Origin of the sequence: Hydrogenophaga sp. RAC07, from assembly GCF_001713375.1 — a bacterium.
GTDB lineage: Bacteria > Pseudomonadota > Gammaproteobacteria > Burkholderiales > Burkholderiaceae_C > Hydrogenophaga.
The window spans coordinates 2280362-2294340 of record NZ_CP016449.1 but is presented as its reverse complement, the minus strand read 5'-3'; the positions used below and the strand labels follow the sequence as shown (position 1 = coordinate 2294340).

The 13979-nt window shown below is 67.2% G+C and carries 14 protein-coding genes; 4 read left to right on the top strand and 10 right to left on the bottom strand.

Annotated features, from left to right (window positions below):
• Positions 1 to 915: a LysR family transcriptional regulator gene (locus tag BSY239_RS10680; RefSeq protein ID WP_069046833.1), complete on the bottom strand. Its 915-nt coding sequence runs from the start codon at positions 913 to 915 to the stop codon at positions 1 to 3.
• Positions 916 to 1034: 119 nt separating this feature from the next.
• Between BSY239_RS10680 and BSY239_RS10675 the strand changes: the two genes are divergently transcribed.
• From BSY239_RS10675 to BSY239_RS10665, 3 genes are read left to right on the top strand one after another with little or no spacing between them, the layout of a single operon-like run.
• A complete protein-coding gene (locus BSY239_RS10675) occupies positions 1035 to 1490 on the top strand; it encodes a DoxX family protein (RefSeq protein WP_069046832.1) in 456 nt (151 codons plus the stop codon).
• 42 nt (positions 1491 to 1532) lie between these two features.
• Positions 1533 to 2318: a dioxygenase family protein gene (locus BSY239_RS10670; protein WP_069046831.1), complete on the top strand. Its 786-nt coding sequence runs from the start codon at positions 1533 to 1535 to the stop codon at positions 2316 to 2318.
• 48 nt (positions 2319 to 2366) lie between these two features.
• Complete coding sequence (locus BSY239_RS10665; protein WP_069046830.1) at positions 2367 to 2891, top strand: hypothetical protein; 525 nt, start codon at positions 2367 to 2369, stop codon at positions 2889 to 2891.
• On the opposite strand, the gene BSY239_RS10660 is transcribed toward BSY239_RS10665, so the two are convergent.
• The 4 genes from BSY239_RS10660 to BSY239_RS10645 form a co-directional block, all read right to left on the bottom strand.
• Entirely contained in the window at positions 2842 to 3765 is a 924-nt protein-coding gene (locus tag BSY239_RS10660) for a hypothetical protein (protein WP_156775458.1), read from the bottom strand. The two genes, BSY239_RS10665 and BSY239_RS10660, sit on opposite strands and share 50 nt — an antisense overlap.
• Before the next feature lie 42 nt (positions 3766 to 3807).
• On the bottom strand, positions 3808 to 5187 hold the full coding sequence (locus tag BSY239_RS10655) for a trypsin-like peptidase domain-containing protein (RefSeq protein ID WP_083239922.1): 1380 nt from the start codon (positions 5185 to 5187) through the stop codon (positions 3808 to 3810).
• Positions 5184 to 5612 carry a c-type cytochrome gene (locus BSY239_RS10650; RefSeq protein ID WP_069046828.1) on the bottom strand — a complete coding sequence of 143 codons (429 nt, stop codon included), beginning with the start codon at positions 5610 to 5612 and terminating at the stop codon, positions 5184 to 5186. The genes BSY239_RS10655 and BSY239_RS10650 overlap by 4 nt, the downstream gene beginning before the upstream one ends.
• Before the next feature lie 120 nt (positions 5613 to 5732).
• The gene (locus tag BSY239_RS10645; protein WP_069046827.1) at positions 5733 to 6182 is read right to left on the bottom strand and encodes a host attachment protein; all 450 of its coding nucleotides are present in this window, start codon (positions 6180 to 6182) and stop codon (positions 5733 to 5735) included.
• Between the two features lie 286 nt (positions 6183 to 6468).
• Between BSY239_RS10645 and BSY239_RS10640 the strand changes: the two genes are divergently transcribed.
• Entirely contained in the window at positions 6469 to 7425 is a 957-nt protein-coding gene (locus tag BSY239_RS10640; RefSeq protein ID WP_069046826.1) for an alpha/beta hydrolase, read from the top strand.
• Between the two features lie 12 nt (positions 7426 to 7437).
• On the opposite strand, the gene BSY239_RS10635 is transcribed toward BSY239_RS10640, so the two are convergent.
• The 5 genes from BSY239_RS10635 to BSY239_RS10615 form a co-directional block, all read right to left on the bottom strand.
• Positions 7438 to 8055: a hypothetical protein gene (locus BSY239_RS10635; protein WP_069046825.1), complete on the bottom strand. Its 618-nt coding sequence runs from the start codon at positions 8053 to 8055 to the stop codon at positions 7438 to 7440.
• Positions 8056 to 8402: 347 nt separating this feature from the next.
• Positions 8403 to 9023 (bottom strand): SCO family protein, encoded by a 621-nt coding sequence (locus BSY239_RS10630; RefSeq protein ID WP_069046824.1) that lies wholly within the window; start codon positions 9021 to 9023, stop codon positions 8403 to 8405.
• A gap of 49 nt (positions 9024 to 9072) precedes the next feature.
• Entirely contained in the window at positions 9073 to 10875 is a 1803-nt protein-coding gene (locus tag BSY239_RS10625) for a multicopper oxidase family protein (protein WP_069046823.1), read from the bottom strand.
• Between the two features lie 33 nt (positions 10876 to 10908).
• Entirely contained in the window at positions 10909 to 12249 is a 1341-nt protein-coding gene (locus BSY239_RS10620; RefSeq protein WP_069046822.1) for an HlyD family type I secretion periplasmic adaptor subunit, read from the bottom strand.
• Between the two features lie 34 nt (positions 12250 to 12283).
• Complete coding sequence (locus BSY239_RS10615; protein WP_069046821.1) at positions 12284 to 13966, bottom strand: type I secretion system permease/ATPase; 1683 nt, start codon at positions 13964 to 13966, stop codon at positions 12284 to 12286.
• Positions 13967 to 13979: the final 13 nt, after the last annotated feature.

Here is a 13979-nt window from a genome sequence, read left to right as displayed (position 1 = left end):
TCATGAGCCTGGCCGGGTCACCGGCCAAGCCTGCATCTTGAAGGCGTCGGCCAGAAAGTCGATCAACACGCGCACCTTGGGCGAGACGAACTTGCGCGAGGGATAGACCGCGTAAACACCGAGCTCCAGCGAATGGAACTCGGGCAGCACCTCCACCAGCGTGCCGGCCTGCAGGTCGGGCCCGACCAGAAACGAGGGCTGCAGCACGATGCCCAGGTGGCGCAGCGCGGCCATGCGGCAGGTGTCGCCGTTGTTGCTGCGCAGGCGCGGTGACACCTTCACCGCCACCGGACCGTCGGGGCCATCGAACACCCAGTTCTCGCCCATGGAAAACAGGCTGTAGGCCGCCACCGCGTGGTGCACGAGTTCCGACGGGTGCCGGGGCGTCCCGTGTTCGCGAAGGTAGGCGGGCGAAGCGCACAGCACCAGGCGCGTGGTGGTGAGCTGGCGGCTGATGAGGGTGGAGTCGGGCAGGCGGGCGATGCGCACCGCGAGGTCAAAACCTTCGTCCACCAGATCGACCATGCGGTCGGCCAGGGTCACGTCCAGCGTGACCTTGGGGTGCATGGCCATGAACTCCACCCACAGCGGCGCCAGGTGGAGCAGGCCGAAGGTGAAGGGCGCGTTGATGCGCAGCAGGCCACTGGCCTCGCCGCTGCGCGAGGTGATCTCGGCCTCCGCTTCGTCCACGGTGGACAGCACTTCCCTGCAGCGCGCGTGAAACACCTCGCCCTCGGCCGTGAGCGAAAGCTTGCGCGTGGTTCGGTGCAACAGACGCACACCCAGGCGCGCCTCGAGCTCGGCCAAGTGGCGCGACACCGCGGCCTTGGACATGGGCAACGCGTCGGACGCGCCCACGAAGCTGCCCGCGTCCACCACCGCCGCAAATACCCGCATCTCTTCAAACCGGTCCATGGCGTTTTGTCTCAAAAAGAGGAATAGTCAGTCTCATTGGAGCATGTTTATCTTTCCTGGTGGGACTTTTAAAGTCCACCCATCGCTTCACTTTCAACCCCCTTTTTGAGGAACCCACCATGAACACCGCTTCCGCTTCCCCCCTGCAACGTCTCATGACCACCAGCGCAGGCTGGGCACCGCTGGCCCTGCGCATTCCCATCGGCATCGTCTTCGTGGCGCACGGCGCGCAGAAACTGTTTGGCGCCTTCGGCGGCTACGGCCTGGAAGGCACGGGACAGTTCATGGACTCGCTGGGCCTGAGCCCGGGCTACCTCATGGCGCTGCTGGCGGGTGCCGCCGAGTTCTTCGGTGGCCTGGCCTTGCTGCTGGGTCTGCTGGTGCGCCCGGCCGCCGCCGTGCTGGCCGTGACCATGGTGGTGGCGATCGTCACCGTGCACCTGGACAAAGGCCTCTTCATGGCCAACAACGGCTACGAATTCGCGCTGGCCCTGCTCGCCGTGGCGGTCTCGCTGCTCTTCAGTGGCGCCGGCAAGGGCTCGGTGGACGCCACGCTGGCCCGCCGCGCCGACTGAGATTCATTGAACGCACGGCGCCTGGCGCCGCAGGAGAAACGCATGACCCGCCTGCCCACCGTTTTTGTGTCCCACGGTGCGCCCACCTTTGCGCTGGAGCCCGGCCTGGCCGGGCCACAACTCAGTGCACTGGGCCGCGCCTTGCCCCGGCCCCAAGCCGTGCTGGTCGTCTCCCCGCACTGGATGACGCAGGGTGCGCGCGTGGGTCTCTCGGCACAGCCCGCCACCATCCACGACTTCGGCGGCTTCCCGCAGCCGCTGTACGAGATCAGCTACCCGGCCCACGGCCATCCCGAGCTGGCCCAGCGCACGCTGGACGTGTTGCGGCAAGCCGGCTGGAGTGCCCATGGTGACGAGCGCCGCGGTCTGGACCACGGCGCCTGGGTGCCGCTGCTGTACCTGTACCCCGAGGCCGATGTGCCGGTGTTCCAGGTCTCGCTGCCCGCCACGCTGGATTCCGCCGGTGCCTGGGCGTTCGGCCGGGCGCTGGCGCCGCTGGCCGAAGAGGGCGTGCTCATCGTCGGCTCGGGCAGCCTCACGCACAACCTGTACGAGTTCCGTGCCGGGCACGGGCATGAGGAGGCCTACGCCACCGAATTTGTGGCCTGGGTGCGCGAAGCCGTGCGGCAGGGCGACGGTGCGCGCCTGCAGCGCACGCTGGAGCTCGCACCGCACGCGCAGCGCGCCCACCCGACCACCGAGCACTTCCTGCCGCTGCTGGTGGCTGCCGCTGCTGGGGGCGATGCGGTGCCCGCGCGCGTGATCGACGGTGGCATCACGCACGGTGTGTTGTCGATGGACGCATTTGTGTTCGGCGCCGTACACTGAGCCGGATCGTTTCTGTCGATCGGTGCCTGCACCAAGAAGGACCCCGCCATGAGCCTGCCTGCTGCCGTGCTGAACGCCTTTGAGCGCGCGAAGCGGGCCGCGCACGCGCCGCTGGTGTGGCTGCACCTGGGTGCCGATACCTTGTGGCTGGTGCGCGAGGGCAACGACAGCGGTGCGTCTTCCCTGTCGTTGGACCTGGGCACCGACAGCACGGCCCGGCTCTTCTTCCGCGCCGACCTGCCCCGACCACAGGAACTCGAACGCGCCATCGACCATGTTGAAGACGAGCTGATGCGCGCGGTGGCCTGGGCCGCCGGGCGCTCGACCCTGGCCACGGAGCACCCGCTGGTGCTCGGCCTGGCGCAGCCCGGGGCGGTGGTGCAGCGGGATGCGGTGGAGGCCCTGTTCCAGCGGCTGGCCTCAGGCGCGCTGGGTGATCCGTCCGCGCTCAAGGGTTTGCCCAGCGGCCGGGAGGCGGCTGCCGCCCTGCTCATCCTGCGCGAGCTCATGCACCACCTGGCCTTCAGCCAGGTGGTGGTGGCGCCACCGTCGCCTGGCGCTGCACTTCCTTGAGCTTCATGGTCACGTAGTCGGCGCGCTCCATCTCATGGAGTTGCTCGGCGTAGCGTTCGGTGGCGCTGAACCAGAGCTCGAGGCTGCGCTGCAGCCGGGCGGTGCCCGGTGCCTCGCTGGACTGCAGGTGCGACTGCAGCGCGAGGTAGTAGCGCAAGGTGTTGCGCTCGACCACACCGCGCACGCCTTCCACCCGGACCGGTCGGCCATCGGCCGTGGTGTCCACCACGCTGAAGCCCGACTTGCCGCGACCCAGCGTGGCCAGGTACGTCTTCATGGCCCAGCGCGCCGCGGTGCCGAAGCCATACGAATACGTCATGCGCACCAGCGACTGCCCGCTGGCTTGGGGCACGGCCTCCACCACGATGCGGTAGTTGCGCGTGGACAGCGGGCCTGTCGGGGCACTGAGCTCGACCAGCAAATGGTCGCTGCGGTCCACCGTGGCCTTGAAACCAAATCGCACCCAGTACACGTCCGACAGCGGTTGGTCGAACTTGCGGCCCACGCCCGAGACCAGTTCGTCTCCGCTCGGTGTGCGCAGGGCGCGGCAGTACTTGACGTTGATGTGCAGGATCAACACATCGCACCAGCGGTCGGCCTTGGCCAGTTCCTGGCGCAGCCGATCAAAGGGTTGGTCGATCAGCGCATGCACCTCGCCCTGCATGCGCTCGGCCGATTCGCTGGAGCGCAGGTAGATCGATTGCCCGGCCAGCTGGCCCGTGCCCTTGTCGCGCAGCTCGGCGAACTGCGCGCGCAAGGTGTCGGGTGAAGCGGCCTGGGCTTGCGTGAACAGGCTGGTGGCCAGCAGCAGGCCCATGAGCCAGCGGCCCGGAATCGTTGAAGGAGGGCGGCGGTTGTGACGGGTGTGGGACATCGGCCATTGTGGGCCATGTGTCTGGCCGGGCGGTTCGTGGTGTCATTCCCGCTCCAGCGGGATGTACATGCGTTCACCGTCGCGGTCCACCAGCAGGGCCACGCTGCGCGGCAGGTCGCGCAGGAGCCTGCGCACATCATCCTGCGAATGCACCGGCGTGAGGTTGATGGCCAGCAGCGCGTCACCGGCGAGCACCCCGGCCTGCGCGGTGAGCGCACTCACCGCCTCCACCCAGACACCGCTCTGGGTGCCCAGCAGGCTGCGCTCTTGCACCGTCATCGGGCGCAGGCGCCAGCCCAGCTCCGGCTTTTCCGGCGCCGAAGGCGTGGGATCGGGTGCCAAGGAACCTTCCAGCTCGGTGGCCTGGCCCAGTTTCACCACCAGCTCGAGGCCCTGCCGGTTTCGCCACACGGTCAGGCGCACCCGCTCGCCCTCCAATGCCATGCCCAGGTGGCTCGAAAGTTCCCCCGCGCGACCCAGTGACGCGCCATTGAAAGCGGTGATCACATCGCCCACGCGCAAGCCCGCGGCTTCGGCGGCACTGCCCGGGTCCACACCGGCCACCAGTGCGCCGCGGGGACGGTCCATGCCGAAAGCGTCGGCCAGCGTGAGGTCCAGGTTCTGGATGGTCACGCCCAGGTATCCATGCTGCATGCGGCCGTGGGAAAGCAGATGGTCCTTGACCTTCAGCGCCACGTCGATCGGCACCGCGAACGACAACCCCTCGTAGCCGCCCGAGAGGCTGTAGATCTGCGAGTTGATGCCGACCACCGAGGCGCTCGCATCCAGCAGCGGTCCACCCGAGTGCCCCGGGTTGACCGATGCGTCGGTCTGGATGTGCGGCACCGCCGCATAACCCGGCAGCGCGCGGCCCTTGGCGCTGACAATGCCTTGCGAGACGCTTTGCTCCAGCCCGAAGGGCGAACCGATCACCACCACCGGGTCGCCCACCTGCAGCAGGTCTGCCCGACCCAGGCGCACCACCGGCAGGCCGGTGGCCTTCACGCGCAACACCGCCACGTCGGTCGTGGGGTCGCTGCCCACCACCTGTGCCCGGAACTGACGCCGGTCGCTCAGGCGCACCGTGATGCGGCGCGCGCCCGCGATCACGTGGGCGCTGGTGAGCAGCAGGCCGTCGCTGCTGATGAAGAAGCCCGAACCCTGACCATGAAAGGGCAGCTGGCCCCTGAACGGCCGCGCGGAGGTGTCGTCGCCGGGCTCCCAGGTCGATGCCGAGAGCGTGCGCATGCCCACCACCTCCACACCGACCACCGCCAGCCCCGCCAGCTCGACGATCGCGCGGTGGTTGGGCACGAAGCCGCCCGGCAGCGGCGCCGCTGCGCCCCCGGGTTCGGCCGCGGACGCCGCCAGCGCGCAGGCCAGCAACAGCAGGGCGGACAGCCGCCAGCGCAGGTTGGTCACTGGGTCTGGATGCGGTTGATGTACTCCAGCAGGCCCAGGATGCGCGCGCGCACATGGGCCTCGGCGTCGTAGGGCGCCTCCATGAAGTACTCCGCGTCCTTGATGCGGTAGTCCCGTCCCCACACCGGCATGTCGCGCGCGCCATGGGCCGGCACCGCCGCGCCATCGATCACGTCGTAGAGCCGGCTCATGGGCAGGACGCCACCGTTCTTCTTTGCCAGTTGCGTGAGGTCGGGCGGGCTCCTGGTCAGGAACGGCACCAGCGCGCCGTTGCCCTTGCCGGTGCTGCCATGGCAACTCGCGCAGTTGGCATCGAACTCGCGCTTGCCGGGGTCGACCGCTGCGGGCCGGGCCTGGGCCAGCGCCTGGCCGGCCAGCACCACGAGGCCCAGCGCGAGCCAGCGTGAGGTGTGAGCGAATTTCATGGCGATCTCCTGAGGGTTGTTTGTGGGTCCATGTTCGCGCCCCGTCGCGCGCCCCCCATTGACCAACCTCAAGCGTTCCGCAGGTAAATCACCGGCTCGCCGGGCCCCGGCCCGTTCCCCTCAGCGCTCGGGCCTGCGCAATTCGCGCAGACGGCTCTCCAGCGTTCCCACATCCAGGCCGGTGAAGTCGGCGTCGTGCGTCCACTGAAGCCGCGCGCTCACGGCCCGGCTCAGGGCGGCCTTGAGTTCGCCCAGGAAGGGGTGTGATGCCGTCAGCCACAGCGTCTCGTACTCACCGTCCACCAGGCCTTCTTCGAGCCGCTCGGCCAGCTCGCGCGCGAACTGGTGCATCACCTTGTGGCGTGTGTCCGTGCGCGGTTCGAAGTGCGTGGCGGCGCTGCTGTGGTCGCTGCGCTCGTGGCCCTGGCGGTCGCGCTCGAGCTCGCTGTCCTTGAGGCGGCCTTCGGGATAGTCGATGGTCTCCAGGGGCACCAGGGGATCACCCACGCCGGCGCGGTTGAAGATGCGGGCGAGTGACCCGTTGGCGACCAGAATCCACTGCATTTTCATGATGGTCCTTTCGGGTTGAGGGCGCCCACTCTAGGACCGCCGGTGGCATGCGATGTTGAGTTCGATCAACCCGGACGCAGGGCCTTGCGCGGTTCGGGGCGCGCCCGCGAGCGCGGGCATTGAGCACGCTCAAGCACGCGCGGCGCCGTGGCTTGCAGACTGATGGGCCTGTCACACACCACGCCCCCACCATGTTCAAGGTCCTGATCACCGTCGATGGTTTCGCGCACACCGGTGCGTGCCGGTGCCAGTCGTGTGCGCTGGTCCACCGAACCGAAGGTGCGCCGTGAGCAGCAGCGCCACCGAACCCCGCGTGTTCACCATCGAAGGTCCGGGCAGTTGGCGCACGCGCGCCCTGAACCTGGTGTTGCGCCTGGCCTCGGGCAGTACCTTGAATCCCGACGCCGATGTGGCCGCGCTGCGTGAGCGTTACGAGCGACTCGACGCGCGTTGCTTTCCACTGCACCGGTCGGTGCGCCGCGAGGCGGTGGACTGCGACGGTGTGCCCGCGCATTGGGTGAGCGTGCCGCAGAGCCTGCCTGGGCGCACGCTGTTCTACCTGCACGGCGGCTCGTTCGCCTTCCGGTTTCCCAACGCCCAGACCGCGTTTGCCGCGCGGTTGTGCCGGCAGCTGCGCGCCAGCGCCCTGGTGCCCGACTACCGGCTCGCCCCCGAGCACCCGTTTCCCGCCGCGCCCGACGACTGCCTGCGCGCCTGGCAGTGGGCCCTGGCCCACGGTTGCCAGCCTGCCCAAACCGTGTTTGTGGGCGAATCCGCCGGCGGCACACTGAGCCTGGTCACGCTCAACCGCAGCTTGCGTCACCACCAGCCGCTGCCCGCCTGCGCCGTGCTGCTTTCACCCGCGGTGGACTGCACCCTGGGCAGCCCCAGCCTGACCGACAACCACCGCTTTGACGCGGTGCTCAGCCTGCCGCGGCTGGTGGCACTGCGGCAGGGGTATGTGCCCGATCCCGAGCTCTACCGCCACCCCGATGTGTCGCCGTACTTTGCCGACTACACCGGCTTCCCGCCGATGTTCATGCAGGCCGGCAGCACCGAGATGCTGCGCGACGAGGCCCTGCGCGTGGCCGACAAGGCCCATGCCGCAGGAGTGGATGTGGAGGTGGAACTCTGGCCCGGCGTGCCCCATGCCTTCCAGCTCGCCGGCTTCCTGCCCGAAGCGGCACGCGCCCTGGAGCGGATCACGGCGTTTGTGGTGGCCAGGACAGGGTGGCGCGTGTGAAGGGAAGTGGGTTCAGTGGGCGCCGACGAAGCGGGTGCCTTCAAACGCCAGCTGGTCGCCGCTGGCGCGGTACTGCGCCCAAGCCAGCAAGAGCATGAGTCCGACGAAACTGCCGGCAATCAGCGCCGGGTAGGCCGCCAGAATCTGGGGGAGGGAATACTTCCAGTTCAGCGGTCGTCCCACGCCCAGCAGCGCCGCGTAGAACCACGACACACCCGACACTGCGCCGGCAAACACAGCGAAGCTGCGCTGCGAGAACGACAGGTTGAGCAGAGAGCCGGCCTTCATCATCAGGGGCAACACACGGTGGTGCAGCAGCACGCCGTTGAGCGTCAACAGACAGACCACGGTGATCTTGGCCTGCAGCTTGGGATTGGCGAAGTACTCCCAGCCCTTGAAGGATGTGTCCAGCGCAACGATGGCGACGCCGGTGGCCCAGAGTGCGGCCAGGGCCATGGCCACGGTGTTCTGCAGTTCCTGCAGGTGATGGGGGTCCATGCGCTCGCGGGGATCTCCCGAGATGAGTTGTCTGACCATGGCGATGTCGCTCATGAGGATCAGGCCGATGGCCGCGCAGCATGCAATCAGGTGGGCGTAGACGAGTCCCATCCGCGTGAATTCAAATTCCATGTGAGTTTTCCGGTGAAGTGGGTCGAGGTCTGACCCGACAGAAGCGGGTCCCAAGGCCTGGTGGACGTACCAAAGCCTCAACGCTAATGTCTTCACTTCCCGCCGGATCATCTGTTCGCAGATGCAACGATTCGTCCGGTCACCAGCGTCGGCGAACGCTGGAGCCGTTCGCGGTCAATGACCGAAAACAGAGCGTTTTCTCACCGCTGTCATCCCCCATCCGGGGGATGTTTTCCCCGCCTGTCCGGAACGGTATGTCGCATTTCCCCAGGGGTTTGTGACGCACTGCAACATTTTTTGACGACCCGCACCAGGGGAGATCGGCCGACCAGCGGAGTGCGACAGGCTCACCGAGCCCGGGGGGACGCGGCGGTCCTTCGATCAACGTGCAGAATGGAACTCACAATCTGTTCGGGCAGTGCCAGCGCGGGCGCCATGGACCAGCGGTTGAACGCGTCGTTGCCGATGCGCACCATGCCCACATGCCGTGCAGCCTGCTTGTCGACGTTCGGATCGGGATCGTAGAAACCGAGCGCATAGCGCAAGCGCTCGATATCCTGCGGGGCACCGGTGAGGAATGTCCAGCCCGGCTCGACGCCGTGCATCTCCGCGTAGTCGGCGAGATCCTCCGGCGTGTCCTGCTCGGGCCGCAGTGTGATCGAGTACATGAAGATGTCCTTGCCCACACGCTTGCCGAGCAGCTGCTGCACGCGCACCAGGTTGTTGGTCATCGGTGGACACAGGCCTTCGCAGTCGGCGTACATCATGTTGATGACGACGATCTTGCCGCGCACCAGATCGTCGTAGAACTTGACCGTGGCGCCGGTGTGGGTGCGCAGTGCAACATTCGGAATGCGCTGTGCGGCAGTGGGTTTCGCTGCGCTGGGGGCAGCGAACGCGGTGCGTGTGCCGAGCGCGCCGAGGGCGGCGACGCCCAGGCCGGCCAGCAGGTGTCTGCGGGTGTTCATACCGTCTCCTTTCGTACCTTGAAGGCATCGTTCACAGGGGTGCTGTGTCTCACACAATGTCGAAGCGAACCATCATCGAGTGGTCTTCGTGGGTGAGGTTGTGGCAGTGCATGACGTACTTGCCGCTGAAGTCGCGGAAGCGGAACAGCACCCGCATCGTCGAGCGCGGACCCAGGTTGAAGACGTCCTTGCGACCGCGTTCGTGCAGCGGGATCGCCACGTTGACACCGCCAGCCGTCTTGCTCAGGATGCGACCTTCCTCGAAGTGCACGTGGATGGGGTGTTGCCAGCCGTTGTCGATGTTGATGAACTCCCAGATCTCCGCGCTGCCCCGGGCGGGTGCGGCCCTCGGGGTGAACATGTTGAAGAACTGCCCGTTCACCGACCACATACCGCTGGAGCGCTCGAACAGCCAGGTTCGCACCGGCAATGCCGCGAGCTGCGCCGCGGTGGGCAGGGGCCGCAGCGGGCGCAACACGGTCGGCACCACGCTCTGGTCGGGCGTGGGCGGGTTGCGGTCGACCACGAACTTGAGCACCCGGGTGCCCGGCGCCTGCACCCGGTCGGGTTGGCGCGTGTCGGTCTGCAGCAGCTGGTTCACCAGGTACAGCGTGGTGCCGATCGGGAAACGGGAGAAATCCACCACGATGTCGGCGCGCTCGGCCACGGCCAGGCGAACCCGGAACTGGTTCGCCAGCGCATTGGGCAGCAGGTTGCCGTCGTTGGCGATGTGGGCGAAGGTGTATAGGGTGTTGCCGCCTGCGTTCTGCAGATAGAACTCGTAGAAGCGCGAGGGTCCGGCGTTGAGCAGGCGCAGCCGGTATTTGCGGCGTGCCACGCGAAGCACCGGCTCGATCTTGCCGTTCACCACGACCTTGTCGCCCAGCACGCCCTCGGGGTTCAGTTCGTCGAAGGTCAGGCGCCCGCCGGAGTCGAAACGCTTGTCCGAAAACGCGAGCGGGTAGTCGTAAGGGTGGCTTGGCAGCCGCAGCCCGGTCATCTCGTTGCCGGTGTCAAGGTTGTCGTGGATCAGATAGAAACCCACCATTCCCTTGAGTACGTTGGGCGCGGTCACGCCCTCGGTGTGGTCGTGATAGAAGAGCGTGCCCAGAGCTTCACGCGGGTCGCCGATGCCGCCGAACTCGTCGAGCCCTGCGTACACGTTCGGGTAGAAATGGTCCTGGAACCATCCCGGGGCCGTCAGCGTGGGGCCGTACTGCGCAGCGCTGTAGTAGTCGCCCGGATAACCGTCGCTTTCCGACGGCGTGTGCATGTTGTGCAGGTGGGTGCTGATCTCCGGCGAGCCGAAACCCGTGTGATTGGCTGGCAGCTCGTTGCGGATGCGCAGGATCATCGACTGCCCGTAGCGCGCAAAGATCGTGGGCCCCGGTGTGGACGCACCCGGCATGTTGCCCTCAAAGCCCCAGATGGGTTGCGGGGGGTAGTACGGGTTGTTGCCGTTGAACAGCCAGGCTGGGTTCTCTTTGGCGGTGAGCTGGTACTGCAGTGGTGTCCCGGTCGGGCCGCCGGGTCCACAGAGTTCGTAATAGCGCTGGTGCTCTGCCCGTCCACACTCCCCGTTGGCCCCGTTGTTCGTGACCGTCGGAGCTGGGCTCAGCCCGCCGGCCACCGGCGCCAGCGGCGTGATCTGGATGGGCAGTTCCTCCACCCACGGCGTCGTGGGCGGACTCGGTGGCAGCGGGGTGGGCTGTGCGTCGGTCTTGCGGGGCGTCAGCACCATGGGTGTGCCCACGGTGGCGGTGATCGAGGCTTTCAGCAAGCTGCGTCGTCCGCCATCGACGCGGGGTCTCGCGGTCGCTTCGCCGCGTTGCGGGTTGAAATGCTGGCTCATGTCACATCTCCTGGTTGAAGGGATTCAAGCGGTTCACATCTGTCTGCCTGCCCTGCGCAGGGTGGACGTGATGGGTTCGGCGAGGTACTGCAGCGCGGTCTGTTTCGAGCCTTCGATGTAGACCTCGGCGGGCATGCCGGCCTGGAGCTTGAACTCGCCGATCGACTTGAGCGCCTCGGCATCGGCGAGGATCATCACGTTGTAGTAGGGCAGGTTGGTCTGGCGGTCGATCAGGCGGTCGCCGGAGACGTAGGTGACTTTCCCGGCCACCATCGTGGTGTTGCGGTACTTGAAGGCGGTGAATTTCACGCGAGCGCGCTGGTTCAGCTGCACGTTGCTCACGTCTTCGGGCCGGATGCGCGCCTCGATCAGGAGTTGCGTGTTGCTCGGCACGATGTCCGCGATGGCCTCGCCGGGCCCCACAACCGCACCGGGCGAAGTGAACTTCAGGTCGATGATTTCGCCGCTGGCCGGTGCGGTCACGACCTGGCGCATGGCGGCGTCGTCCGACTTGCGCTGCTCCTGTTCAATCTCGCCCAGGCGCTGGGCGGTGGCCTTGAGTTGATCGCTCGCGGACTTCACATAGTCGTTGCGGATCGACTGGATCTTCAGGTCGATTTCCACCAGCCGTTGCGCGGCGCGCGCAAGTTCGGTGCGGCGCTCTTCGAGCTTGGCGGCGTACTCCAGCACCACCGAATCCAGCTGCGAGATGCGGCTCGACGAGATGAAGCCTTGTTTGATCAACTCCCGGTTTGCCTCCAGATCGCTGCGCTGCAGGGTGAGCGAGTTTTGCGCCTGTGCGATCTGCGCCTCGACCGCAATGATCTCCTGCTCGACACGGTCCCGCTGAGTCCTCATCAGCGTGGTGGCGCTGTCCAGCGAATGGCGCTGCGCCCGGAACAGCGCGCTTTCCTTGTGCAGCGCGTTCTGAATGCGCTTGTCCTGTTGCGCGGCCCTGGACAGTTCTTCGGAGAACGTGAGCGTTCGCGCAAAGGAATGTTCGGCTTCCAGCCGCTCCAGTGTGGCCCGCTCCACATAGACGCGGTAACCCAGGCGGTTGCGGTCGGCGTCCACGCGCACATCGCCCAGCACCAGCACCGCATCGCCGGCATTCACATGCTGGCCGTCGCGCACCAGCACCTCGCGCACTGTGCCGCCTTCAAGGTGTTGCACCGGGCGGCGATTGAGATCCACTTTGACGAACGCGGGCGCCACCACCGCCATGGACAGCGGGGCGAATCCCATCCACAGGGTGATCGGCACCACCGCCACGATCACGATCCAGCAGCCGGTGCGCACCAGGCGCCGGGCATGGTCCTCGTTGCTGCGCGATCCGGACGCGGCGGTCATGGTGAGCGTTGCAGAGGTGTTCATGACCGTGTGTCCTGCTCTTGTTTGCTTCAGGCCGTCAGGCGGCCTTCTGGTCCACCATCACCTGGGCCTGGCGCTGCATGCCCTTCATGACCTCGCCCGAGGGGCCGAACTGCTGGATCCGTCCGGCGGCCAGTACGAGGATCTTGTCCACATGGGCAATGAGCGAAGGCCGGTGCGTGACGACGATCGAGGTCACGCCTGCGCGGCGCAGCGCGCCCATCGCCTGGGCCAGCGCAATCTCGCCGTCACCATCCAGGTTGGAGTTCGGCTCGTCCAGAACCACCAGCTGCGGGTTGCCGTAGAGCGCACGCGCCAGCGCAACGCGCTGGCGCTGGCCCGGTGACAGTCGCGATCCGAGTTCTCCCACCGGCGTGTCGTAGCCCTTGGGCAGGGTCAGGATCATCTCGTGCGCGTTGGCGCGCATGGCGGCGTCCACCACCGCCTCCGAGTTGATCTTGTCCAGGCGGGCGATGTTGTCCGCCACGGTGCCGTCAAACAGCTCGACGTCCTGCGGCACATAGCCGATGTAGGGGCCGATCTGCTCGCGCGGCCAGGTCGCCACGTCCACCCCGTCAAGCCGCACCCGCCCGGCCGTGGGTTTCCACACGCCGGTGAGCAGGCGGGCGAGGGTGGACTTGCCGGCTGCGCTTGGCCCGATGACGGCCAGCGCCTCGCCGGCCGCCAGCGAGAAGGCGATGTTGCTCAGCACCTGGTTGTCCGCGCCCGGCGGGAGAAACGCCATGTTCTCTACCGTGAGGCGGCCCTCGGGGCGCGGCATCACCACGCCGGGCTCGCCGCGATCGAAGTCGCGTGACAACTCGAACAGGCGCTGGTAGGCGGCCCGGCCCTCGATCAGCAGGCGCCAGCTGCCCACCAGCTGCTCCACCGGTTGCACGGCCCGACCCAGCAGGATGCTGGTGGCAATCATCACGCCGGCCGAGGCCTGCTGGCTCAGCACCAGCCAGGCGCCCAGCGCCAGCATGAGGATCTGGATTGCCTGGCGCACCGCCTTGGTCGCAGCGGTGAAGGCCACCGTGCTGCGGCTCGCGCTGGTCTGCGTGGCGGCGATCTGGTCCTGCAGCGCGCGCCAGCGTTTGAGCAGGCGCTGCGTCATGCCCAGCGCCTGCAGAACCTCGGCGTTGCGCAGCGAACTCTCCACGTACTGCGACGCGCGGCGCCCTTCGTGCTGCAAGTCTTCCAGCGCTCGGCGGCTGATGCGGTCGTTGAGCCATGCCAGCGCCAGCATCAGCAGCGCGGAGAACGCGGCGCCCAGGCCCAGGGCGGGGTGGAACATCCAGATCACCCCCACGTAGACCACCACCCAGGGGGCGTCGAACACCGCGATCAGGCCGTTGGCGGAGAACACGTTGCGCAGCGCCGCCACATCACGGATGCCCTCAGTCCTAGCGCTGCCGGGGGCGCGCGCCGCGCGCTGCACGATGGCGTTGACCACCGGCGGCGAGAGGCGTTCCTCCACCAGATTGCCCAGCACGTTCTGCAGTCGGGTGCGCACGTAGTCCAGCAGCAGCAGGATCAGCAGCGCCACGCCGGTCCCGATGAGCAGCACCACCAGTGTTTCCAGGCTGTTGCTGGAGATGACGCGGTCGAACACCTGCAAGGTGAAAAACGCCGGCACGAGAAACAGCAGGTTGATCACGAAGGAGAACGCCGCGATGTAGCCCAGCAGCGGTCGAAGTTCGCTCCACAGGGGTTTCATGAGCGTTTCCTCC

Bases quoted from the DNA above. Each gene is read 5' to 3' on its own strand.
- BSY239_RS10645 (WP_069046827.1), bottom strand. From the start codon at position 6,182: ATGAAAATGCAGTGGATTCTGGTCGCCAACGGGTCACTCGCCCGCATC.
- BSY239_RS10630 (WP_069046824.1), bottom strand. From the start codon at position 9,023: ATGAACACCCGCAGACACCTGCTGGCCGGCCTGGGCGTCGCCGCCCTC.
- BSY239_RS10620 (WP_069046822.1), bottom strand. From the start codon at position 12,249: ATGAACACCTCTGCAACGCTCACCATGACCGCCGCGTCCGGATCGCGC.
- BSY239_RS10615 (WP_069046821.1), bottom strand. From the start codon at position 13,966: ATGAAACCCCTGTGGAGCGAACTTCGACCGCTGCTGGGCTACATCGCG.
- BSY239_RS10675 (WP_069046832.1), top strand. From the start codon at position 1,035: ATGAACACCGCTTCCGCTTCCCCCCTGCAACGTCTCATGACCACCAGC.
- BSY239_RS10670 (WP_069046831.1), top strand. From the start codon at position 1,533: ATGACCCGCCTGCCCACCGTTTTTGTGTCCCACGGTGCGCCCACCTTT.
- BSY239_RS10625 (WP_069046823.1), bottom strand. From the start codon at position 10,875: ATGAGCCAGCATTTCAACCCGCAACGCGGCGAAGCGACCGCGAGACCC.
- BSY239_RS10660 (WP_156775458.1), bottom strand. From the start codon at position 3,765: ATGTCCCACACCCGTCACAACCGCCGCCCTCCTTCAACGATTCCGGGC.
- BSY239_RS10680 (WP_069046833.1), bottom strand. From the start codon at position 915: ATGGACCGGTTTGAAGAGATGCGGGTATTTGCGGCGGTGGTGGACGCG.
- BSY239_RS10665 (WP_069046830.1), top strand. From the start codon at position 2,367: ATGAGCCTGCCTGCTGCCGTGCTGAACGCCTTTGAGCGCGCGAAGCGG.
- BSY239_RS10635 (WP_069046825.1), bottom strand. From the start codon at position 8,055: ATGGAATTTGAATTCACGCGGATGGGACTCGTCTACGCCCACCTGATT.
- BSY239_RS10650 (WP_069046828.1), bottom strand. From the start codon at position 5,612: ATGAAATTCGCTCACACCTCACGCTGGCTCGCGCTGGGCCTCGTGGTG.